The organism is Dendrosporobacter sp. 1207_IL3150 (assembly GCF_036763085.1).
Taxonomy (GTDB): Bacteria; Bacillota; Negativicutes; order DSM-1736; family Dendrosporobacteraceae; genus JBAIYU01.
On the sequence record NZ_JBAIYU010000017.1, the window covers coordinates 93,446 to 115,631 of the forward strand.

General features: G+C 38.1%; 23 protein-coding genes and 4 tRNA genes. 26 read left to right on the plus strand and 1 reads right to left on the minus strand.

What is annotated here, in order from left to right; translation table 11 throughout:
- The first annotated feature begins 82 nt into the window (after positions 1 to 82).
- The 19 genes from V6C17_RS09460 (at position 83) to glyS (ending at position 16,648) form a co-directional block, all read left to right on the plus strand.
- Positions 83 to 430, plus strand: a complete 348-nt coding sequence (locus V6C17_RS09460) for a histidine triad nucleotide-binding protein (protein WP_333522328.1) — start codon at positions 83 to 85, stop codon at positions 428 to 430.
- A gap of 94 nt (positions 431 to 524) precedes the next feature.
- Entirely contained in the window at positions 525 to 704 is a 180-nt protein-coding gene (gene rpsU, locus V6C17_RS09465; RefSeq protein ID WP_019553266.1) for a 30S ribosomal protein S21, read from the plus strand.
- A gap of 22 nt (positions 705 to 726) precedes the next feature.
- Positions 727 to 1,179, plus strand: coding sequence for a GatB/YqeY domain-containing protein (locus tag V6C17_RS09470; protein WP_333522329.1), 453 nt, complete (start codon positions 727 to 729; stop codon positions 1,177 to 1,179).
- Between the two features lie 206 nt (positions 1,180 to 1,385).
- Positions 1,386 to 2,939 (plus strand): ATP-binding protein, encoded by a 1,554-nt coding sequence (locus V6C17_RS09475; protein ID WP_333522330.1) that lies wholly within the window; start codon positions 1,386 to 1,388, stop codon positions 2,937 to 2,939.
- Between the two features lie 114 nt (positions 2,940 to 3,053).
- Positions 3,054 to 3,332: a sporulation protein YqfC gene (yqfC, locus tag V6C17_RS09480; protein WP_333522331.1), complete on the plus strand. Its 279-nt coding sequence runs from the start codon at positions 3,054 to 3,056 to the stop codon at positions 3,330 to 3,332.
- Entirely contained in the window at positions 3,322 to 4,545 is a 1,224-nt protein-coding gene (gene yqfD / locus V6C17_RS09485) for a sporulation protein YqfD (protein ID WP_333522332.1), read from the plus strand. The genes yqfC and yqfD overlap by 11 nt, the downstream gene beginning before the upstream one ends.
- 9 nt (positions 4,546 to 4,554) lie before the next feature.
- Entirely contained in the window at positions 4,555 to 5,529 is a 975-nt protein-coding gene (locus V6C17_RS09490) for a PhoH family protein (RefSeq protein ID WP_442891472.1), read from the plus strand.
- Between the two features lie 42 nt (positions 5,530 to 5,571).
- Positions 5,572 to 7,764 (plus strand): HD family phosphohydrolase, encoded by a 2,193-nt coding sequence (locus tag V6C17_RS09495; protein WP_333522334.1) that lies wholly within the window; start codon positions 5,572 to 5,574, stop codon positions 7,762 to 7,764.
- A complete protein-coding gene (ybeY, locus tag V6C17_RS09500; RefSeq protein WP_333522335.1) occupies positions 7,673 to 8,140 on the plus strand; it encodes an rRNA maturation RNase YbeY in 468 nt (155 codons plus the stop codon). The genes V6C17_RS09495 and ybeY overlap by 92 nt, the downstream gene beginning before the upstream one ends.
- Positions 8,141 to 8,142: 2 nt before the next feature.
- Positions 8,143 to 8,496: a diacylglycerol kinase family protein gene (locus V6C17_RS09505; RefSeq protein WP_333522336.1), complete on the plus strand. Its 354-nt coding sequence runs from the start codon at positions 8,143 to 8,145 to the stop codon at positions 8,494 to 8,496.
- Between the two features lie 15 nt (positions 8,497 to 8,511).
- Entirely contained in the window at positions 8,512 to 8,910 is a 399-nt protein-coding gene (locus V6C17_RS09510; RefSeq protein ID WP_333522337.1) for a cytidine deaminase, read from the plus strand.
- Positions 8,907 to 9,797: a GTPase Era gene (era, locus tag V6C17_RS09515; protein ID WP_333522338.1), complete on the plus strand. Its 891-nt coding sequence runs from the start codon at positions 8,907 to 8,909 to the stop codon at positions 9,795 to 9,797. The genes V6C17_RS09510 and era overlap by 4 nt, the downstream gene beginning before the upstream one ends.
- A gap of 152 nt (positions 9,798 to 9,949) precedes the next feature.
- Positions 9,950 to 10,540, plus strand: a complete 591-nt coding sequence (locus tag V6C17_RS09520; protein ID WP_333522339.1) for a DUF502 domain-containing protein — start codon at positions 9,950 to 9,952, stop codon at positions 10,538 to 10,540.
- 94 nt (positions 10,541 to 10,634) lie between these two features.
- Positions 10,635 to 11,933: a hemolysin family protein gene (locus V6C17_RS09525; RefSeq protein ID WP_442891480.1), complete on the plus strand. Its 1,299-nt coding sequence runs from the start codon at positions 10,635 to 10,637 to the stop codon at positions 11,931 to 11,933.
- A gap of 21 nt (positions 11,934 to 11,954) precedes the next feature.
- Complete coding sequence (locus V6C17_RS09530) at positions 11,955 to 12,095, plus strand: YqzL family protein (RefSeq protein ID WP_333522340.1); 141 nt, start codon at positions 11,955 to 11,957, stop codon at positions 12,093 to 12,095.
- Positions 12,096 to 12,113: 18 nt separating this feature from the next.
- Entirely contained in the window at positions 12,114 to 12,848 is a 735-nt protein-coding gene (gene recO / locus V6C17_RS09535; protein WP_333522341.1) for a DNA repair protein RecO, read from the plus strand.
- Positions 12,849 to 12,925: 77 nt separating this feature from the next.
- Positions 12,926 to 13,372 carry a DUF4342 domain-containing protein gene (locus tag V6C17_RS09540; protein WP_333522342.1) on the plus strand — a complete coding sequence of 149 codons (447 nt, stop codon included), beginning with the start codon at positions 12,926 to 12,928 and terminating at the stop codon, positions 13,370 to 13,372.
- 341 nt (positions 13,373 to 13,713) lie between these two features.
- Complete coding sequence (gene glyQ / locus V6C17_RS09545) at positions 13,714 to 14,589, plus strand: glycine--tRNA ligase subunit alpha (protein ID WP_333522343.1); 876 nt, start codon at positions 13,714 to 13,716, stop codon at positions 14,587 to 14,589.
- Between the two features lies 1 nt (position 14,590).
- Positions 14,591 to 16,648, plus strand: coding sequence for a glycine--tRNA ligase subunit beta (gene glyS / locus V6C17_RS09550; protein ID WP_333522344.1), 2,058 nt, complete (start codon positions 14,591 to 14,593; stop codon positions 16,646 to 16,648).
- A 40-nt stretch (positions 16,649 to 16,688) separates the two neighbouring features.
- Here the strand turns inward: glyS and V6C17_RS09555 are convergent, their stop codons facing one another.
- Entirely contained in the window at positions 16,689 to 17,162 is a 474-nt protein-coding gene (locus V6C17_RS09555) for an LptA/OstA family protein (protein ID WP_333522345.1), read from the minus strand.
- Between the two features lie 130 nt (positions 17,163 to 17,292).
- Here V6C17_RS09555 and V6C17_RS09560 point away from each other — a divergent pair, with 130 nt between their 5' ends.
- The 7 genes from V6C17_RS09560 (at position 17,293) to V6C17_RS09590 (ending at position 22,084) form a co-directional block, all read left to right on the plus strand.
- Entirely contained in the window at positions 17,293 to 18,294 is a 1,002-nt protein-coding gene (locus tag V6C17_RS09560; protein ID WP_333522346.1) for a deoxyguanosinetriphosphate triphosphohydrolase, read from the plus strand.
- Positions 18,295 to 18,670: 376 nt separating this feature from the next.
- Entirely contained in the window at positions 18,671 to 20,476 is a 1,806-nt protein-coding gene (dnaG, locus tag V6C17_RS09565) for a DNA primase (RefSeq protein WP_333522347.1), read from the plus strand.
- A gap of 51 nt (positions 20,477 to 20,527) precedes the next feature.
- Complete coding sequence (rpoD, locus tag V6C17_RS09570) at positions 20,528 to 21,640, plus strand: RNA polymerase sigma factor RpoD (protein WP_333522348.1); 1,113 nt, start codon at positions 20,528 to 20,530, stop codon at positions 21,638 to 21,640.
- Positions 21,641 to 21,726: 86 nt separating this feature from the next.
- Positions 21,727 to 21,802: transfer RNA gene (locus V6C17_RS09575), tRNA-Asn, on the plus strand.
- A gap of 41 nt (positions 21,803 to 21,843) precedes the next feature.
- A tRNA-Ile gene (locus tag V6C17_RS09580) sits at positions 21,844 to 21,918 on the plus strand.
- Positions 21,919 to 21,928: 10 nt separating this feature from the next.
- Positions 21,929 to 22,003, plus strand: a tRNA-Glu gene (locus V6C17_RS09585).
- Between the two features lie 5 nt (positions 22,004 to 22,008).
- Positions 22,009 to 22,084: transfer RNA gene (locus V6C17_RS09590), tRNA-Val, on the plus strand.
- Positions 22,085 to 22,186: the final 102 nt, after the last annotated feature.

A 22,186-nucleotide genomic window follows, 5' to 3' on the forward strand; every position in this document is an offset into this window, starting at 1 on the left:
TATCTGAATGATAAAGAGAATAAAAATTTTATATATTGTATATAACTACCAACTGAAGGCTTTTTGCGAGGGGAGGTGCCTTATGCAAGCAAGTTGTATTTTCTGTAAAATTATTAACCGGGATATACCGGCGAAAATTGTATACGAAGACGAGCTTATAATAGCTTTTCACGATATAAGTCCAGCGGCACCAGCGCATGTCTTAGTAATTCCTAAAAAGCATATTGCAAACCTCCTGGAGATAACAGCCGATGATAATAAATTAATGGCGCATCTTATGTCGGTCATACCGGGTATCGCTAAAACCTTAGGCTTAGAAGAGAAAGGTTTTCGCTTAGTTGTAAATACAAAAGAAAATGGCGGGCAAACAGTAGATCACTTGCATTTTCATATGTTAGGTGAGAGATTTATGACATGGCCGCCAGGCTAATATTGACAATTAATAATTACTTCCTGTATAATATTTAGGTGTATGTTAGCAAATACACTTCCCGTAACGGTCTGAGTGGAGGGAGGGAGATTAGATGTCAGAAGTTAAGGTAGGAAAAAACGAAACAATCGATAGCGCACTCCGCAGATTTAAACGTACATGCCAAAAAGCCGGCACCCTTGCTGAAGTAAGAAAGCGCGAGCATTACGAAAAACCTAGCGTAAAGCGCAAGAAAAAGTCCGAAGCAGCTCGTAAACGTAAGTTTAAGGCTTAATATTTTTCGGAGGGTACTTGGCATGTCTCTTAAGGAACAACTAAACGAAGACATGAAGCAGGCCATGAAGGACAAAGAGGCGGGTAAATTACGCCTTTCAGTTATACGCATGGTTCGTGCCACTATAAAGAATGTTGAGATTGACCGCAAAAAGGAACTTTCTGAAGAAGAGGTTCTTGATGTATTGGCAAAAGAAGTAAAGATGCGCCGAGATGCAATGGAAGAGTTTAAGAATGCTAATCGTCTTGATTTATCAGAGCAGCTAGAACAAGAAATTGCTATTCTCATGCCTTATCTTCCTCAACAGCTTAGTGAGGCTGAAGTGCGGGGCTTGGTGACAGAGGCTGTGGCCGAGTCACAAGCAACTGGTCCAAAAGATATGGGTAAGGTAATGGCGGTGCTCATGCCAAAAGTTAAAGGTCGCGCTGATGGTAAGTTAGTTAATACTATAGTGCGAGAAATTTTAAGCAAATAAATAATCCGGTACCCATTATAATGGGTACCGGATTTTATTTTGCTTAAAATTTAAGCTTGTTAACTATACATACATTATTATCCATCTATTTTATAAAATGCCATGTTACTTTTTACATAGGAAACAGTGGCATTATTTTTACTATTAGTGAGAAAAATATAAAAAATAATAAAATCACCAATTGCCAAAAAAGGGAGGCATGAACAATGTCACAATATAAAGGCCGCCTGACATATGCAAAAGGAACATATGTTGAATTCGTTGTCGCTCCTAACCAGGATGTTGATTTTGGCGATATTTTAGCGGTAGAAGGCAGCAATGGTGAGCGATTTTACATTAGGGCTTATGATTTTAAAGTTAAGTCACGTTGGTCTGGTTTAAATGGCGTGGGATATTTAATGAGTAAGTTAGATGACAATGGACAAGTTCAGGATCAAGAAGAATTGGATTTTTATTTAGGCGGAAACCATACTGTGAAGATAGGTATGGCAGAACAGCTTTGTTTTTCAGATCCGGAGGGTAATTTATTTAATCCAAAAACTTGTCCAGATTTCTTTTGTCAAGTTCGCTCGCTGAGCGATGAAGACACTGAATTGTTATCAGAAATGAAAGGCGATTTAGAAATAGGCTTTTTAAAAAGTGGACGCGGCATTATGGAATTACCAGTTGGAATTTATGGCTCTAAGGCCATTACTGAACATATTGGAGTTTTTGGTACGACAGGTTCAGGAAAAAGTAATCTCGTAAAAGTATTAGCAAGCTCAATAATTGATAATGGCAATTATGGATTACTGGTTTTTGATGTTCATAATGAATACTTTAAAGACCTAGCTGCTCATCCGCAGGCTGCTAATCGGCTTAGTGTGTACAACACAAATCCCCAAGCAGATCATTGCAAAAAACTAACTGTAAATTTTGACGAAATAGATCCCGAAGATATAACAGCCTGTGCAACATTCTCTGAGCCTCAGCTGGATGCGATTTATAAACTATCTACGGTTTGGCAAGAAAATTGGATGAATTACGTTTTAAAATACGACACAAGTGACATAATTGACGAATTGGCAGGAAGTACTGGTCAGAAATTTCATTCGCGTACAATAAGCAAAATTAAGAGTATTTGCTGGAATCTAGAGCAAGAATTAAACATGGGTGAACAACAGCAGACAGTTATCAGTAATATAATGCAGGATCTTGAACAAGGGAAAGTTGTGCTGGTTGAATTAAAAAGTGTTTCACCTGTAGGCGAGCAGGCTCTATCTACACTGCTGTCTAAGAAACTGCTGCAAAACTATGCGTCAAAGTCCGATGTCGATCGGTCTAAGGTAAAGCCTGTGCTGATTGTTCTAGAGGAAGCACATCGTTTTCTTGGTAAAAAAGAGCAAAGCAGTAATAATGTTTTTGCGCGACTTGTAAGTGAAGCAAGAAAATTTAATTTAGGTATGTGCGTAGTTGATCAACAGCCAAGATTACTTGCTGATAAGGTGCTATCTCAGCTTAATACGTTATTTATTTTAGGGCTGGCTTCAAAAGCAGATCGTACTAAACTCGAGGCTATGTGTCGTAAAGACATTTTGCAGCAGCGTAATGAAATAAAAAATCTAGACTGTGGTGAAATGATAATTGCTACAAATTATATGCGATTTGCAGCACCGGTAAAAGTACACAAGTATGAAGATTTTTTATCTAAGCGCTATGGAGATCAATTTATCACAAATGGATCTATACCAGGCTGTATGACCCCGAATAATTTCATCTAGTTTATTGCTTAAAAAGCGTGGGAAGCCACGCTTTTTCTATTTTAGCAAGTATAAGTTTTATAGTAATAAACACATATGACCGGCATACACTTCTATATGGAGGGAGGGAGTGGCATGCAATCACCTAAGAAAGGTCGTTTACAAAGATTAGCCGGCTTGCTTGAAATACCGCAGGATATTGTAATGGATTTACCAAGAATAACTATGCTAGGTAATAAGCAACTATTGGTAGAAAACCATAAGGGAATTATTGAGTACACCCCTTCGTTGATACGGATAAAGTTAAATCAAGGAGAATTAATTGTTTCTGGTGCTAATTTTACTTTAGGCAACTTGCAGATAGAGCAAATTTTGGTTGAGGGAACGGTGGAGGAAATAAGATATGACGCTTAGTATGGCGAAATATATAAATGGGGCGATAAAAGTAAAGGTTTCCGGCCACATGCCCGAAAAATTTATTAATTTATGTGTCGCACAAAATATACTGTTATGGGGAATAAATAAGAGCGGATCAGATTTATTTGTGTGGATGTTCTTAAATGATTTTTATACAATAAGAGCAATTGCTAGAAAAAGCAGAACTAGAGTTTCTATAATAAAGCGTTACGGGTTGCCGTTCACGGTAAAGAGGTTGAAGAAAAGAAAAATATTATTAATAGGTCCAGTCATTTTTTTTATTGTTTTAAATGTTTTAGCCTCATATATTTGGTTTGTTGATGTAATTGGCATAAAAAATCTGCGAAGTGATAGGGTTAAGGAAATAGCGTATTCTCAAGGTTTAAAACCAGGCGCGATGAAAAACAATATAAATTCTAAGCACATCGAGAATGAAATTTTAGTTAATCTTCCTGAAGTAGCATGGGTTGGTGTGACCTTTAGCGGCACGCGAGCCGTTGTTGAGGTAGTTGAGAAGAATATAGCAAAACCTGAGGACAAGTCGCCTGCTCATATCGTAGCAGCAAAGGATGGGATTATTACAGAAGCTATAATTTTAGCTGGTCAATCAACTTTAAAAAAGGGTGATACAGTTAAAAGAGGAGACTTACTTATCAAAGGATTTATACCAGAACAAATTACAAGTCCCACATCAGCGGATCAGCCGCCTATTATTTCAGTACCTCAACAGTTGATAAAGGCAAAGGGAATTGTTAAAGCTAGGGTTTGGTACGAAAGTTATGGTGAGTCTGAGCTAGTAAAAGCAATACACGAAAGGACAGGCGAGCAACAAGTATCTGTAATACTAAAGATAGGTTCTAACGAGATAGTCCTAAAAAACTCTCAACAAGAACAGTTTAAGCTATATGATACAGAGGTAATCCATAAAAAGCTTCCTAGGTGGAGGAATAGTGACTTTGTCGTCGAATCAATTATTAATATATTTCATGAATTAGAAGAAAAAACGTCAGAAATTACTTTAGAGGAAGCTCGCGACCAGGCGAAAAGCAAAGCCCTAGAAACTGTTCAGAGAAATATTCCGGAAACGGCAAATATTCTATCTCGTAATATAGAGCTTATAAACACCTCAGAACCTAATTTGGTTAGAGTTAAGGTAACCATTGAAGCAGAAGAAGAAATAGGTCAAAGTATCGTTATTTCTCAGCAATAAGGGAGGATAGTGTCTTTGCAGCAAAATTCAGAGAAACGTTTTAATTTTGCAGATAATCAGGAAGCAATTGCGATATTAGGTAAAAATGATGAATATCTAAATATTGTTAGTAGTGCTTTTATGGCGAAAATCATCTGCCGCGGCGAAGAATTAATAATCACGGGCGTGCCAAGTGATGTCGAAAAATTAACTAAACTATATTCTGAACTTCTTTACCTTTACAGGCAAGGAAGTCCAGTTACAAGTCATGATATAAAATATAGTGTAAAGCTGCTGCAAGAAGGAAAAGCTGATAATTTACATGAAATCTTTGGTGATACAGTTCTTGTGACGGCTCGCGGCCGTCATATAAAGCCAAAAACACTTGGTCAGCGTGTTTACTTAGAAGCTATTCGCCATAATCATATTACTTTTGGAATAGGTCCTGCAGGAACTGGGAAGACTTATCTTGCGGTTGCAATGGCAGTTTTTTCCTTGAAGAAAAAAGAAGTTGATCGTATAGTTTTAACTAGGCCAGCTGTTGAGGCAGGTGAAAAACTAGGGTTTTTGCCTGGAGACTTGCAAGAAAAGGTAGATCCATATTTGCGTCCACTATATGATGCCCTGCAAGACATTTTAGGAATGGAAACTTTTCAAAAATATATGTCAAAAAATATAATCGAGATTGCACCTCTGGCGTATATGCGCGGACGTACGTTAGAGGATGCTTTCATAATATTGGACGAGGCCCAAAACACATCTCCACCCCAAATGAAAATGTTTTTAACTAGACTAGGGTTTGGTTCAAAGATGGTTGTTACAGGTGACCTGAGCCAAACTGATTTGCCGAATGGCTCTTTGTCAGGGTTAAGACAAGCCCAACAAGTGTTAAGCGGCATACAAGGTATTGAAATCATAACACTTGATGACAGTGATGTAATTAGACATGAGATTGTAGGTAAAATTATTAAAGCATATGATCGGTATGAACAAGAAAAAAAATAGGTATGGGCTATATTTTCGTACCTTGATTGGGGTTGAGTAAGAATGGTGTCGCTTAATAATAGACTGCGGGATCTCTTCATGCAGCCCAACAGCATATACGCTAAACCGGTTGCACGACGTATTGTGCTTGGTATGGCTTTTTTCTTTCTTTTTATGATTGTTTTATCAGCTGATCTTATTCCTGATAAAGTAGCTTATCAAGTAGGACAAGTTAGTGATCGTGATATTATTGCCCCTCGGACTATTTCCTATGTTGATAGTATTAAAACTAAAAAGCTAGAATCAGAGGTTTTGGCAAGTGTTGCCAATGTGTATGATCTTGATGTCGCTGTACTTGTCAAAGCTGAAGAAAGCGTAAAGGCGATATTTAATGCAGCACGGACTGGATTAGCTGATAAGAGTGTCACGTCGAGCGATGAAAGAATTGAAAAGCTAAAGCAAGCTCTTCCAGTTTCGTTATCACATTTAACGTTATCTGGGTTAGTTAGTTTAGATGAAGCTAGTTTAACAAAAGCAGAAGAACATACCATTTCATTATTACGCAAATATTTCCAGAGAGGTATACGCGATGATGAATTGGACGTTGCTCGAAAGCATATTGTAATTGAAACTGAAGAAATTGGGCTTAGTAAAAATGGCGAGGCTGTTGTTGCCGGTATTGCCCAGCAGCTTTTAAAGCCGAATTTTATCCTAAATATACGTGAGACAGATAAACGTAAACAGGCTGCTCTGTCAAGCATAGAATCAGTTAGGGAGACTATAAAAAAGGGACAAGTTGTAGTCCGGCGTGGTGATGTAGTTACAAGCGAGCAAATTCATGCTATGGAAGAACTCGGTCTGCATAAAGGTCAATTTAATGAACTGAGAATCTTTGGCTTAACAATATATGTTCTAACTGTTATTGCTGTTATGTTGGGGTACCTGTATAAATTTGCCCACAAAGTTTATTCGAATGACTTACACCTCGTATTGCTTGGGCTAATACTGCTTGTTTCACTATTGTTAGGTAAGGTAGCCCACTATTACTCGGATTTTGCAGCTCCAATTGCAATAGGTGCGTTATTGACGGCTATCTTAATTGATGCTCGTGTTGGCTTAGTGGTTAGCGTAGTACTTTCGCTGTTATTTGGTGTCATTGTTGACCATGATTTGCGTGCCGTTGCGGCGGCTCTCATTGGAAGCATTGTAGGTGTTTACAGTGTGTCGAAAATGACTCACGGCTACAGCTTAACGAAAACGGGAATTTGGATTGCAGGTATAAACTTTCTGGTAATAGGCGCAACCGGACTAATGCAGCAAATAGAGGGAACACAAGTTCTTGTTCAGGGGTTACTAGGTGTGTTTAGTGGAATTGGCGCAGCTGTAATAACAACAGGGTTATTGCCATATTTGGAAAACACCTTCAATATTACTACGCCAATTAAACTCTTAGATTTAGCACAGTCGAATCATCCGTTAATGCAGCGCCTTCTTTTAGAAGCACCAGGGACCTATCATCATAGCATTTTGGTTGGAAATTTGGCGGAGGCTGCAGCAGATATGATAGGTGCTGATCCGGTAAAAGTTAGAGTAGGTGCTTATTATCATGATATTGGAAAAATTAAACGACCATATTTTTTCGTCGAAAATCAATTTGGTGCGGAGAATCCGCATGATAAAATCGCGCCTTCTTTAAGTACGTTAATAGTTACGTCACATATAAAAGATGGTGTAGATCTATGTCGCGACTACAATCTGCCCCAGATTATAGTGGATATTATTCAGCAGCATCATGGAACAATGCTTGTTTCGTATTTCTATAAGCGAGCTACTGAGAATGAACATGGTGATTGTATTATCGAGGCAGATTTTCGATATGAAGGACCACGACCGCAAACAAAAGAAGCCGCATTAATTATGCTGGCAGACGCATGCGAAGCGGCAGTTAGATCGCTCGCAAAACCCAATGTTAATCGAATTGAAGCAACTGTAAGAAAGGTTATTCGGGAGCGTTTGCATGATGGGCAATTAGATGAATGTAATTTGACGTTAAAAGATTTAAATATTATTGGCGATGCTTACATCAGAATACTATCAAGTATGTTTCACACGCGGATTGAATATCCTGATGCTTTAAAGGAGCTTGAAAGGAGAAAGAACAAGAATGGAAATAGTACTAAGCAACTTACAGGAAAAGACGATTGTAACACCGCAAATGGAACAAACGCTGATGTCAGTGCTAAAAAAGAGTGCTGAACTGTATGACATAGAAGAACATAATGAAGTTAGTATTGTACTTGCTGATGATGAGTATATTAAGCAGCTTAACAAAGTCTATCGCGGAAAAGACTGTCCGACCGATGTATTATCTTTCGCGTTAAATGAAGGAGAAGAGCCTGATATAATTAATGGACCGCAAGAAAATCTACTTGGGGATATAATTATTTCTCTTGAAACAGCAGAGCGTCAAGCCGTAGAATATGGTCACAGTTTGGAACGAGAAATTGCCTTTTTAACAGTACATGGTATGCTGCATTTATTAGGGTATGATCATGAAGATGAAGCCGAACGTATTGAAATGCGGCAAGAAGAAGAATATGTGCTTTCCAACCTTGGAATAACTCGTGACTAGCTATGCGAAAAAATTCATTACAAATTGCATTTAAGAATGCTTTTCAAGGGTTAAAATATGCTTTGACAAATGAGCGCAACATGATAGTTCACTGTTGTGCAGCGGTTATTTCAATATTATTTGCCTTGTGGTTTGGATTAGAAAAACTTGAAATAGCGGTTCTCGTGATAATTATAGCCTTGGTAATAATAGCCGAGATGTTTAATACAGCCATTGAAAAGATAGTAGATGTTATACATCCAGATTATCATCCAATTGCGAAAGTTATAAAAGATCTAGCAGCTGGAGCTGTATTAGTTGCAGCGATAGCTGCCTTAATTTTAGGGTATGTTCTCTTTTGCCAGCGGATTCTTTAGTAGGAGGTATTCTAAATGCATGAATTAATCGAGGCTGCCGTTAAAGCTCGTGATAATGCTTACGCTCCTTACTCAAAATTTAAAGTAGGTGCAGCTGTTATAGGCGTAGATGGTAAAATTTTTTCAGGGTGCAATATTGAAAATGCATCTTACGGACTTACAAATTGTGCTGAACGTACAGCAATTTTTAAAGCTGTTTCGGAAGGCATTACCGAAATTAAAGCAATTGCCATCATTGCGGATACTGTTAATCCAACAGCTCCGTGTGGAGCTTGCCGGCAAGTTATTGCTGAATTTGGTATAGATGAAATAATTTTATGTAATATTAAAGGCGAACATAAAATTGTGAGTTTAGATGAGCTACTGCCTTTTTCCTTTAAGAAGAATGACTTGAATGGAGATGATATAATTTGACTTCTGAGCATAAATCAGGGTTTGTTTCTGTTATTGGTAGACCGAATGTCGGCAAATCAACCCTTATAAACAGTTTAATTGGACAAAAAGTAGTTATTATGTCCGATAAGCCTCAGACCACACGTAACAAAATTTTATGTGTACTTACACTAGACGATGCACAAATCTTGTTTATTGACACACCTGGAATACATAAACCCTTACATAAACTAGGCGAGTATATGGTGAAGACAGCTGAAAATACCTTGAAAGAAGTAGAGGTAATATTATTTGTTGTAGATGCAACAGAAGATTTAGGGGCAGGGGAAAGATATATATTAGAAAGACTGGCTGCAGTAAAAACGCCTGTTCTACTTGTTGTGAACAAAATTGACCTCATTCCTAAACAGCAAGTTTTGCCGATAATTCAAAAATATACAAGTTGTCATGATTTTGCTGGTGTAGTTCCAATATCCGCAAAAGAACACACTAATCTTGAGGGGCTTGTTACTGAGATTAAGAAATATCTGGAGCCTGGACCGCAGTACTATCCGAGTGATATGATCACCGACCAGCCTGAACGTTTGGTTATTGCTGAACTTATTCGCGAGAAAGTATTGCATGTAACACGAGAAGAAATACCACACGCTATTGCAGTTGATATCGAAGAAATAACCACTCGTCCTAATGATGATTTGTTTATAAGGGCAGTAGTATATGTTGAAAGGGATTCCCAGAAAGGAATAGTAATCGGTGCAGGCGGAAAGCTTCTTAAGGAAATTGGCCAGGCTGCAAGGGCGGATATTGAAAATTTACTCGGATCAAGAGTATATCTGGATTTGTGGGTAAAGGTGAAAAAAGATTGGCGCAATCGCGACAACATTCTACGCACTTTTGGATATGACTAGTTTTTGTTTTAAAGGACTTAGTGTTTACTCTAAGTCCTTTAGTTTTCTCAATCTTTAAAAAGGCAATGTTTTGGATAGTAGCAGAATCTATGACATATGTGTTGTTGACCTATATTGGATTGAATGGTATCATTTGTTAAGAGGAGTTAGTTATGAAAAATATATCGAAATATTTTATAAATGGTTTAATAGTCATTGTTCCGATAGCGCTTACAGCATATGTAGTAATAAATATATTTTCCTTAGCTGAGTCGGTTTTAGGACGTCACTTACCGATTCAATTTCCCGGCATTGGTCTTGTTGCTGTAGTGATGTTAATATTACTAGTTGGGTGGCTATCCTCTCATTGGCTTCTTAAAAGGATGTTGGAGCTTGGTGAAAAAATGCTTGGCTCTATCCCTGTTATTAAGGTTATCTATAAGAGTTTTAAACAGGTTTCAACAGCAGTTTTAGAATCTCAGAATTTATTCAAACAGCCGGTATTAGTTTCATACCCTAATGAAGGTACTAAGGCACTTGGTTTTGTTATGACAGAACTTTCGCCGCCTTTGGCAGAAAATTTTGAAGAAGAACATGTATGTGTTTTTATTCCTTGGAGTTTAAATATGACATCAGGTGTTAATATAATCGTACCTAAACGGGATATAATATTTTTGCAGGTTACAAGTGAAACTGCTCTGCAGTACGTTGTTACGGCCGGGGCTATTATGCCTGAGCGTCAGCATAGGAAGGTAAATAATTAAAATCTAATCAATGTCGCTATAGGCCTATGGGCCAGCGAGGGAGAGATGCGTTATCGATTCTGCGTTTTATGATCTACTAAAATTTCTTACAGCTATATTACTTGTACTTATAAATGGTTTTTTCGTTCTTGCGGAGTTTTCGCTTGTTAAAATACGTAAAACTCGTCTTGAGGAACTAGTTCAGCAGGGAAATAGCCGAGCTGTTTTAGCGCTGAAAGTAGTTTCATCTTTTGATACTTACCTTGGGGCAACACAGCTGGGAATCACCTTATCATCGCTAGCATTAGGTTGGTTAGGGGAACCAGCGGTTTCAGCTTTAATCGAACCCCTGGTATCTAACTATTTTCCTGGTTCAGCGTGGCTTCATACAACTATAAGCATTGCTGTCGGATTTACAATTATCACGTTTTTACATATCGTAATTGGAGAACTGGTTCCAAAATCACTAGCAATTCAACGTGCCGAGAGTATGGCTTTATTTTCCGTCTGGCCGCTCTATATTTTTCACAAAATTGGCTATCCTATTATTGTACTGTTTAATCATGCCGCTCGTGCAATTTTAGCATTACTTGGCATTAAAGCAGCTTCCGAAGCTGATTTAGCACATTCAGAGGAAGAACTCCGGATGATTGTAAGTGCTAGTCACCGTGGTGGTGTTTTAAACCAAATGGAAAGTGAGCTAATAGACAACGTATTTGATTTTGCAGACAGGTTAGCTCGAGAAGTTATGGTGCCGCGGCAGGACATGGTATGCTTATTTACTGACGACCCTTATGAAGAAAATATAAGAGTGGTTAGGGAAACACATCATACCAGGTATCCCCTTTGTATCGAGGATAAAGATCATGTGATTGGAATGATACATCTACGTGATTTTATGGATATCGAATCAGTCCACACCGCTGAAAAGGACCTTAGGAGTATAATGAGGGAGATATTAGTGGTGCCTGAAGGTATGTCAGTTGCTAAACTGCTGCAGCTTATGCGACGTAAGCGTATTCACCTAGCGGTAGTAGCTGATGAATATGGAGGTACTGCTGGTCTTGTTGCTTTAGAGGATATTTTAGAAGAAATAGTTGGCGACATTCAAGATGAACATGACGGGTTTGAGGAGACTGAAATTCAGAGGTTAAGTGATGGAGCTTATGAATTTGATGGCCGTGTTCTGTTGGATGATGTTATCGATCTTCTCAATATTCGCTTAGAAGAGCACGAAGAAGACACTATCGGCGGGTATATCTTTGGACTTTTAGGAAGGCGTCCTGAAAACGGTGATAATGTTAATATTGGCGATTATAACTTTAGAGTGCTTAAAGTCAATGGTTTTCGCATTGTTCGAGTGAAAGCTTCACCTCTGTCTGTTTTAGTTGAGGATGAAATTGAAAAAGACTAACAGTTGCGAAAGGATGATGTCATGTTGTTGGGAAACGTTATGTGGGAAATTTTCCAAAATACGGGACATATTGAAGCATATCTGATTTATCGGTCATGTAATGATGATAATACTCAGCAACTTGAGGTAGTACCAGAAAGTCAGGCTCGTGATCTAAATTAATTTCATAGAGGTTTTTGTATGTCACAGTATTCTACTGAGGCCATCTTATTAGCAGTTCGCAACTGGGGTGAGGCTGATAGGATGGTTACTTTATTTTCTCGCGAATATGGAAAAATAGCGGCTATTGCATATGGTTGCCGTCGTCCCAGAAGCGGACTAGCTGGAGCTATCCAAGCTTTTAACCAAGTTGAGTTGTCTATAACTCCTGGTAAAGCGTTAGATACAATCAAGCAGTGTGAAATTAAGCATTCTTTTAAGCAGATTAGAGAAGATCTTAATATAATGTCATACGCAGCTTTTATAAACGAATTAGTTGTAGAATTTTGCCCCGAACGTCAACCCGAACCACATATTTATGATTTGTTATTGAGTGCGTTTTCTTTAATATCCAGCCGTAATCCCCGACTTGTGGCGTCTGCCGCAGCATGGCAGCTTTTAACGCTAGCTGGCTACCAGCCTAATCTTGATAATTGTGTTATTTGCGGACAAAACCTAACAGATAAAGCGTTTTTTAGTCTTGATAAGGGTGGGAGCGTTTGCGAAAAATGTGATAATAATAAATTACTGGGTTTTGACCTAAGTGTAAGAACCTTTATTACTAACCTTATGTCAATAGATTGGGATAATCCTCAGAGTTTTTCAATAAATGCTGCAACTCTTATCCAAAGTGAAAAGATATTAACAAATTATTTAAGTTATTTACTCGGAAAACCGCTAAACTCTTTAGAATTTATTAAACAAATCCATATATAATTTGAAATCCCACTATCGGGATAGCAAGTATTATTTGTGGTTATAATATATTAAATTTTGGAGTGGAGGTTAGCATAATGGAAGAGATTACTTTAGAAAAAATTGATATAATACGCGAACGAATAGGAGTTTCGTATCGTGAAGCCAAAGAAATACTTGAGCGTAACAATGGTAATGTAATTGAAGCACTAGTTGATGCCGAGACTAAAAAAAATAATAATTGGACAGAAGAATTTTCAGTTCGTTCAAATGAAGTTATTGATAAAGTTAAAGAACTAATTCATGAGGGAAACGTTAATCGTATCAGAATTAAGAGTGATGGTCGAACTTTAGTTGAGATTCCAGTAGCTTTAGGTGCTATAGGTGCAGTTGTACTGCCGCAGCTAGCAGCGTTGGGGGTTTTGGTTGCGGTCTTTAAAAGGTGCACAATTGAAGTAGTGAGATCTGGTGAAGAATCTGATGATATGCAAGACAGCATGTCAGAGCACAAAGCTGAAAACGACAATAACAATAAACAATATTAGCAGGAATATTTGCTGCTTTGTTGACAAGCCTAAGCGTTTTTGCTATATTTTAATAAAATAAGGCAATGAGGGAAAAAGTATCCTATATGGTTTAGTTCAGCGATTCGGGGATAGTGTAAGCCTGAAGTTGTAATAGGAGAAAGGCATTCCCAAGCTGTGAGAGGAAAGCTATAAGTTTCTTATGGTAAGTAAAACTCGCAATAAATACACAAGGTGGGCTTCTAGGCCAATCAGGGTGGAACCGCGGGATATAATCCCGTCCCTGTAACTATTTGTTACGAGGACGGGATTTTTTTATTTGTGTAAAAATAGTAATTGTTTATTTAGGGAGGTAATCTAGTATGACTTTTCAGGAAATTATCCTGACACTGCAGAACTTTTGGGCTGAACAAAAGTGTATTTTAGCTCAGCCTTATGACGTGGAGAAAGGCGCTGGAACGATGAATCCAGCAACGTTTTTAAGAGCATTAGGCCCTGAACCTTGGAATATTGCTTATGTTGAGCCATCAAGGAGACCTACTGACGGACGCTATGGGGAAAACCCTAATCGTTTGTTCCAGCACCATCAGTATCAAGTTATTATGAAACCATCACCAGCTAATATTCAAGAGTTATATTTGGCTAGTTTAGCTAAATTAGGAATTGATCCAGATAAACATGATATTCGATTTGTCGAAGACAATTGGGAATCCCCAACATTAGGAGCATGGGGACTTGGTTGGGAAGTTTGGCTCGACGGTATGGAGATTACTCAGTTTACATATTTCCAACAAGTTGGAAGTATTGATGTTAAACCTGTATCTGTTGAAATAACTTATGGACTAGAGCGGTTAGCAATGTACATTCAAGGTAAAGAGAATGTCTATGATTTAGAGTGGGTCGAAGGAGTTACCTATGGTGACGTTTTCCACCGTAATGAGGTAGAGCAGTCTCACTATAACTTTGAATTAGCTGATACTGATTTATTATTTCAGTTGTTTGATATGTACGAGAAAGAAGCTTTGAGGATTGTAAATTTGGGCTTTGTTATGCCTGCATATGATTATGTACTAAAATGCTCGCATACTTTTAACTTATTAGATGCTCGAGGAGCTATTAGTGTAAGTGAGAGGACGACATTTATAGGAAGAGTTCGTAATATGGCTCGTTTATGTGCTCAAACCTATTTAGAACAAAGGGAACAGCTGGGTTACCCGCTTCTCAAAGGAGGTAAGTAATATGTCTAAGAATTTACTATTAGAAATCGGAACAGAGGAAATCCCAGCTCGCTTCATGCCAAGTGTCTTAAAACAGCTAGAAACTATGGCAGCAGATAAATTTGCTGATCTGCGCATTAAGCATGATGGAGTAAGAGCAGTGGGAACACCACGGCGCCTAGCGTTAGTAATAAACGGATTATCTGAGGAGCAGGCGGATAAAGAAAGTGAGAATAAAGGGCCGTCTATTAAAATCGCTTTCGACGATAATGGAAATCCGACCAAAGCTGCACAAGGGTTTGCAAGAGGTCAGGGAATAGCTGTTGAAAAACTTATCGTGAGAGATGGATATGTTTACGCGATAGTTCATGAAGAGGGCAAAGAGGTTCAGCAGCTGCTGCCAGAAATACTTACAGATCTGATTAATACTATAAATTTCCCTAAGAATATGAGGTGGGGAAATTTAGACATGCGCTTTGTAAGACCTATCAGATGGCTATTAGCTTTATATGGAAATGAAGTAGTTCCATTTACAATTGCAGAAGTAACTAGCGATAACTATACTTATGGACATCGTTTTTTAAGCAAAGGTAAAATATTTGTAAATTCAGTTGAAGAGTATTTCTCTAAACTAGCTGAAAATCATGTTATGGTTGATCAGGAAGTTCGCCGCCAAGTCATTCGTGAACAAGTTGAAAAAATTGCCGTGGCGCAAGGTGGGACTGCGGCAATCGATGAAGACCTCTTGGAAGAAGTTATATACTTAGTTGAGTATCCAACTGCACTATGCGGCAGCTTTGAAGAGAAATATTTGGCACTTCCGCCAGAAGCTGTTATTACTCCTATGCGCGAGCATCAACGATACTTTCCGGTGGTTGGCAAGGATGGTAAGCTATTGCCAGTTTTCATAACTGTTCGCAATGGTGGATCAGACTATATTGATATAGTTCGCCGCGGCAACGAACGAGTATTAAAAGCTAGGCTGGCTGATGCTCAATTTTTCTTTGAGGAAGATCAAAAGGTACCTTTAATTGAACGGTTAGAAAAACTTAAGAAGATAGTTTTCCAGGAGGGGCTTGGCAGCCTTTACGATAAAACTATCCGTATTGAGAAATTAGCAAATATAATTGCACAAGAAATAGGTATGGATGAAAAAATCATACCAGCAATAATTCGAGGTGCAAAACTTTCAAAAGCCGATTTAGTTACTGGTATGGTATACGAATTTACAGAACTTCAAGGTATAATGGGGCGTGAATACGCTTTGCTTAACGGGGAAAACGAGGAAGTTGCTGAAGCAATCTTCGAACATTATTTGCCCCGCTACGCAGGTGATAAGCTGCCAGTTGCTCCTGCCGGAAGAATTATAAGTATCTCAGATAAGATTGATAATATTGTAGCGACCTTTAGCCGAGGTTTAATACCTACTGGGTCGCAGGATCCATATGCATTGCGCCGCCAAGCTTTGGGAATTGTCAATATATTAGTAGATGCAAAGTACAAAGTATCGTTATTAAATCTAATAAATAGTTCTATGGATTTATTAGGTGTTACCGACTCTGCAAGACGCAGCAAACTTAGTAATGAAGTTTTAGACTTTTTCCGTTTGCGTGTAAAAAATGTTTTAGCTGACGAACATGTTCGCTACGATATTATAGATGCAGTTATTACAGCAGGCATTGATGATGTTTATGACACTTATTTGCGTGCTAAAGCAATAGCAAACGAAGGCACAGAGGTAATGCAAAAAACGTACCAAGCATTTACCCGAGTTGGAAATCTTGCTAAAAATGCAGATTCTTCTGTTGTAGTACCTGCGTTATTTGCAGCAGATGCTGAGGTTAATTTGTATCAAGCATATATTTCTGCAAATGATCAAATTGCAAAGCATATTGAGAATCAGGATTATAATAGTGTCCTTAATATCATGTCAACATTAGTTGCACCAATAGACGCTTTTTTTGGAGCAGTAATGGTTATGGTTGAAGATGTTCAGGTGAGAAAAAATAGGCTTGCTTTGCTTAAATCCATATCAGATTTGACAGTTAAAATTGCAGATTTTAGCAAAATTATAGCTTAAAAAATAAATCCCCCGGTTTCCGGGGGATTTATTTTTTAAGCTATAATATAACATTATTACGCAGGTCGTACCTTAAAATATTTTCATATCGTGTAGTACCGTCTTGGGAAAACTGAACATTACCGCTAAAGGTAGCTATTTTAGTTCGCCAATTATAATCGACTCTATTAGCACTGATGTTTAAGCCTGTACGTGAAAAATTAACCGTACCATCTATTTGGGCTGAATCTTGGCTGCCATTAACGTAGACACTGCTTCCTGTAAAATAAATATCACCTTGAGTTACTGTGACGCCACCAGTTCCCCATACCTCGCGGGTGAACATGCTGACTCTTGCGTTTCCAGCTGTAATTATGCGGCTTCCCACTTCAATATGTACATTACCTGTTAAGACATACTGTCCAGTATTTATATCATAATATGTATTATCGGCAGTTATTACAGGTTTTGCCGCAACATTAGCGGTTAGCAATAATAATAATAGGGTGACAATTAAGAAAATTTTGGCTTTCAAGCTATCCTCCCCTTTCTTACTAATAGTATTATAACAAATTATAATCTGCAATGAGTATGTAAATTTTGTAAAATTAACTAGGTTGTTTGGTGTTGTATATGTATAATTAAATAAAGGGGGGCTGATTATTATGAATATACGGGAGCGTATTGAAGCGCAGGAATATAAGCTAATGTCGCCATTTGCGAGTAAAAGCAGGGAATCAGTACGTGAAAAGGAAGAAGAACTGTGCAATTTTAGAACTGCTTTTCAGCGAGACCGTGACCGGATTATTCACAGTAAAGCTTTTCGGCGCTTAAAGCATAAAACTCAAGTATATATTTCTCCAGGTGATCACTACCGTATGCGTATGACCCACAGTTTAGAGGTTGCTCAAATATCTCGTACTATTGCTCGCGGGCTGATGCTAAATGAGGATCTAACTGAAGCTATTGCACTGGGCCATGATGTAGGGCATACACCGTTTGGCCATTCTGGAGAATATGCATTGAGAGAAATAATTGGTAAATATAACCACAACGAGCAAAGTTTAAGAATTGTAGAGTATTTAGAAAGAAACGGAACTGGACTGAATTTAACCTTAGAAGTTAAAGATGGAATAGTAAATCACACTGGACCAAATAAACCATTTACTTTAGAAGGGAATATCGTTAGAATAGGGGATCGTATAGCATATTTATGCCATGATTATGATGATGGTATAAGAGCTGGCATGCTAAGACCAAGCGATCTTCCAGATAAGGTAGTTTCCGTGCTAGGCAGTAATCCATCGAATATGATAACAGTTATGGTGTCTGATATGATTACTGCATCTGAAGGGAAAAATCAAATATTGATGTCAGATGCAGTTAAAGAAGCTATGGATGAATTGCGTGAGTTTATGTTCAAAAGGATTTACCATTCAGTTGACTTAGAGCCTGATCGCAAAAAGGCTGCTTATGTAATACATAAACTTTACGATTATTTTATGGTTAATCCTGGTGCGTTACCGCAAGAGTTTCTAGATAGAGAAGAACGATGGGGACTGCAAACGACTGTGATTGACTATATTGCGGGTTTGACCGATTTGTTTGCTGTTAATATATTCGAAAAATTATTCATTCCTTCGAAATGGATAGCTGCAAGATACTAAATTCAAACTAGATTCATGAATTTGCTTAATAATAAAACTCGACGAAAGTCGAGTTTTATTATTAAGCAAATTAAATGTTTTCTGTCAAGAGGCAAAAAAGGATATTTACTGTTTATATTGAATATAAGTAACTAAAGAGATCTAGTATTAAATATGCAGATGCATACTTAACGATCTGAAAACAATGTAGAAAAAAGTCAAACCATGGTTAATTTAATTAATGTAATAGAGTTATGCCGATTGAATTAAGCAGGAAAATCCGAAAAAACAGCGAAAACATGAAATATAGTGTAAGAATGTATATATGTGTACCTTTTGTCTTATAATGTAATAAAAATATTAGATATGTATACTGGGCGCTATAAAGGGTGAACTTATGAAAGATATGGCTTATGATGAGTTTATTGAAAGATTGCGCTCACAGAGTGATATCATTAGTGTTATTTCAGACTATGTACCCCTGAAAAAAAAGGGTAAAAATTATTGGGGATGTTGTCCTTTTCATCAAGAAAAATCACCGTCTTTTTCAGTTAATCCAGAAAAAGGTTTTTTTTATTGTTTTGGATGTCAAACAGGCGGGAATGTGTTTAATTTCATTATGAAAGTGGAGAACATAGTATTTATCGAAGCAGCTAAAGTATTAGCACGCCGTATGAATATACCCTTGCCGCAAAAAGAAAAGTCGCCCCAGGAAATTGCAAATGAAAAAGAATTAGCTAAAATTTGGCGGGCAAATGAATTGGCGCGAGATTTCTTTCATGCTTGTCTTACGAAAACACGCTATGGTAAAGCTGCTAAAGAGTATCTAGAGCGGCGAGGTGTTACGGATAAGGTCATTGACGATTTTAAGATAGGTTTTGCACCAAATGCTTGGGATAAGTTAGTAACAGCATTTACTGAGCGGGGAATCGAACGGGATATTCTCCTAAAATCAGGCTTAGCAGTAGAGCGTACGTCTTCAGCAGGAATCTTAGATCGTTTTAGGAACAGGATAATTTTTCCGATATGTGACATGCGGGGAAGAGTTACTGGTTTTGGTGGCAGGGTGATTGATAATAGTCAACCTAAATACTTAAATACTTCAGAAACTCCAGTTTTTAACAAAAGGAATATTTTATTTGGTTTTGATAGTGCACATAAGTTTATACGTGAATCAGGAAAAGCGGTTGTAGTCGAAGGGTATATGGATGTTATTACAGCTCGTAATTTTGGCGTAAACAACATAGTAGCTTCACTTGGAACTGCTTTTACAGCTGAGCAGGCAAAACAGTTAATGCGATATACTGACGAAATAGTATTTGCGTATGACAGTGATGCAGCAGGGAAAATGGCTACAATGAGAGCCTTAACCATCGTTCGCGGCTTAGGTGCATCTGTAAAAATTATTTCTATTCCAGATGGTAAAGATCCCGATGATTTTATAATTAAGCATGGCGCAGAAGCTTTTAATAAACTGATAGATGAAGCCACTCCACTATTAGAATACCAGATTCGGCAAGCATTGCAAGGGACTGATTACTCAAATTTGGAGGGAAAAGTTGCGGTTGTAGCTAAAGTTGTGCCAGCATTAGCTGCTGCGACGAATGCCGTAGAGGCTAATGCACATATTGCTCAAGTATCGCAAAGTATAGGTATTGATGAGAGTGCTATTAGAAGTGAAATTAGTAAATATTTAGATCTTTCCCAAAAGGATAAAAATGTAAATAAAGGGAAAACTATTAGAATGGTAGCACTTTCAAAGAATATTGATAGTGCGGTAATCCAAGCCCAGCGACATGTTATCCGGTTAATTTGGGAAGATGATACTATTATACCATATATTCAGGCACAACTCAGTATTGAAGAAATTCAAGGTGATCTATACCGTGAGATAATTAAATCGCTCTTTGAAGCGTATAATATGGGTAAAAAAGCTCATGATGTATCGTCTGCCATGACTTTGAATGAAGCAGCAAACACTGAGTTATCACATATTTTGTTAATAGATTTGCAGCATGATGATATTCCTAAGCTGGTGGATGATTGCATAAAAACAATTAGGATAGCTCATTTAAAGGAATTATATGAACAACATCGACTTCGCGCCGATGAATTACAACGCATGGGGGATAGTCGCTTTCTGCAGGAATTAGCGGAAAGTCAGCGAATAAAACATGAAATTAGCAAACTACACTATTCATAAAATAAAAGATAGTAGAAGATTTATTGCAATAGCTACGGGAGGAGGGGAATAATGACTGAGAAGAAAAGTATGCCAAACGATAATGTTGATAAATTGCTGAGTAAGGGTAAAAAACGCGGCGGCGTAATTACCTATGGTGAAATCATGGATACCCTCCAAAGCGAAGATTTATCTCCTGATGAAATTGATGATATGTATGAAGTATTCTCCAGTAAAGGCATTGAAATTGTTGATGAAATTCCAGAAGTTGAGAACATCGACGATCCGGATATTTCAGATATGGAAGAAGTAACACCTGAAGAGGTAGATATTGATTTATCTATTCCAGAAGGTATTAGTATTGATGACCCTGTACGGATGTATCTCAAGGAAATCGGACGTGTTCCGCTTCTTACTGCCGATGAAGAAATTAAGTTAGCCATTCGAATGCAAAACGGTGATGAGGAAGCTAAGCGTCGTTTGGCCGAAGCTAATTTACGTCTCGTCGTTAGTATAGCAAAAAGGTATGTTGGTCGTGGAATGCTATTTTTGGATTTAATCCAAGAAGGTAACCTGGGTCTGATTAAAGCTGTTGAAAAATTTGACTATAATAAGGGCTTTAAGTTTAGCACATACGCTACTTGGTGGATTCGTCAAGCGATAACAAGAGCTATTGCTGATCAAGCGCGGACTATACGCATACCTGTGCATATGGTTGAAACTATCAACAAACTAATTAGAGTATCACGCCAATTGCTTCAAGAACTTGGTAGAGAACCTGTGCCTGAGGAAATTGCCCGTGAAATGGATATAAGCGTGGACAGGGTCCGTGAAATCATGAAAATTGCTCAGGAACCAGTGTCTTTAGAGACTCCGATAGGAGAAGAAGAGGATTCTCATCTAGGTGATTTTATAGAAGATCAGGATGCGCCAGCACCAGCTGAGGCGGCTTCTTTTATGCTTTTGAAAGAGCAGCTTGAGGAAGTACTTGAAACACTTACGCCGAGGGAAGAGAAAGTCCTAAGATTGCGGTTTGGACTCGATGATGGCCGGGCTAGAACTCTTGAAGAGGTTGGTCAGCATTTTGGAGTTACAAGAGAGCGTATTCGTCAAATTGAAGCAAAGGCACTTAGGAAACTTCGCCATCCGAGCAGAAGTAAAAAGCTGAAAGATTTCTTAGAATAATTTCAGAAGGAAAATAATAATAAGGATCTAAAAAAGATCTTGACATAACTTTGTGATTATTTTATAATAATATCCGTTGATAATATTCCTCGATAGCTCAGCTGGTAGAGCAATCGGCTGTTAACCGATCGGTCGTAGGTTCGAGTCCTACTCGAGGAGCCATTAGCTTTTTAGCAGATTATCATAATTTGCTTTCAATATTTGGGCCTATAGCTCAGCGGTAGAGCAGCCGGCTCATAACCGGCTGGTCCCTGGTTCGAACCCAGGTGGGCCCACCAAACTTTATATGGCCCGTTGGTCAAGCGGTTAAGACACCGCCCTTTCACGGCGGTATCAAGGGTTCGATTCCCTTACGGGTCACCAACTATGGGTGATTAGCTCAGCTGGGAGAGCGCCTGCCTTACAAGCAGGATGTCGGCAGTTCGATCCTGTCATCGCCCACCATTGAAATTAAATGCAAAGCATATGCTTTGCATTTTTTTATATAATTTAGAAATTCTATTTTAAAGATACATAACTACTGGCTATAGAATCAAAACAATGGGG

What these genes read in the sequence shown, in the direction of transcription:
- V6C17_RS09460 (WP_333522328.1), top strand. Translation starts at nt 83, where the DNA reads ATGCAAGCAAGTTGTATTTTCTGTAAAATTATTAACCGGGATATACCG.
- rpsU (WP_019553266.1), top strand. Translation starts at nt 525, where the DNA reads ATGTCAGAAGTTAAGGTAGGAAAAAACGAAACAATCGATAGCGCACTC.
- V6C17_RS09470 (WP_333522329.1), top strand. Translation starts at nt 727, where the DNA reads ATGTCTCTTAAGGAACAACTAAACGAAGACATGAAGCAGGCCATGAAG.
- V6C17_RS09475 (WP_333522330.1), top strand. Translation starts at nt 1,386, where the DNA reads ATGTCACAATATAAAGGCCGCCTGACATATGCAAAAGGAACATATGTT.
- yqfC (WP_333522331.1), top strand. Translation starts at nt 3,054, where the DNA reads ATGCAATCACCTAAGAAAGGTCGTTTACAAAGATTAGCCGGCTTGCTT.
- yqfD (WP_333522332.1), top strand. Translation starts at nt 3,322, where the DNA reads ATGACGCTTAGTATGGCGAAATATATAAATGGGGCGATAAAAGTAAAG.
- V6C17_RS09495 (WP_333522334.1), top strand. Translation starts at nt 5,572, where the DNA reads ATGGTGTCGCTTAATAATAGACTGCGGGATCTCTTCATGCAGCCCAAC.
- ybeY (WP_333522335.1), top strand. Translation starts at nt 7,673, where the DNA reads ATGGAAATAGTACTAAGCAACTTACAGGAAAAGACGATTGTAACACCG.
- V6C17_RS09505 (WP_333522336.1), top strand. Translation starts at nt 8,143, where the DNA reads ATGCGAAAAAATTCATTACAAATTGCATTTAAGAATGCTTTTCAAGGG.
- V6C17_RS09510 (WP_333522337.1), top strand. Translation starts at nt 8,512, where the DNA reads ATGCATGAATTAATCGAGGCTGCCGTTAAAGCTCGTGATAATGCTTAC.
- V6C17_RS09520 (WP_333522339.1), top strand. Translation starts at nt 9,950, where the DNA reads ATGAAAAATATATCGAAATATTTTATAAATGGTTTAATAGTCATTGTT.
- V6C17_RS09530 (WP_333522340.1), top strand. Translation starts at nt 11,955, where the DNA reads ATGTTGTTGGGAAACGTTATGTGGGAAATTTTCCAAAATACGGGACAT.
- recO (WP_333522341.1), top strand. Translation starts at nt 12,114, where the DNA reads ATGTCACAGTATTCTACTGAGGCCATCTTATTAGCAGTTCGCAACTGG.
- V6C17_RS09540 (WP_333522342.1), top strand. Translation starts at nt 12,926, where the DNA reads ATGGAAGAGATTACTTTAGAAAAAATTGATATAATACGCGAACGAATA.
- glyQ (WP_333522343.1), top strand. Translation starts at nt 13,714, where the DNA reads ATGACTTTTCAGGAAATTATCCTGACACTGCAGAACTTTTGGGCTGAA.
- glyS (WP_333522344.1), top strand. Translation starts at nt 14,591, where the DNA reads ATGTCTAAGAATTTACTATTAGAAATCGGAACAGAGGAAATCCCAGCT.
- V6C17_RS09560 (WP_333522346.1), top strand. Translation starts at nt 17,293, where the DNA reads ATGAATATACGGGAGCGTATTGAAGCGCAGGAATATAAGCTAATGTCG.
- dnaG (WP_333522347.1), top strand. Translation starts at nt 18,671, where the DNA reads ATGAAAGATATGGCTTATGATGAGTTTATTGAAAGATTGCGCTCACAG.
- rpoD (WP_333522348.1), top strand. Translation starts at nt 20,528, where the DNA reads ATGACTGAGAAGAAAAGTATGCCAAACGATAATGTTGATAAATTGCTG.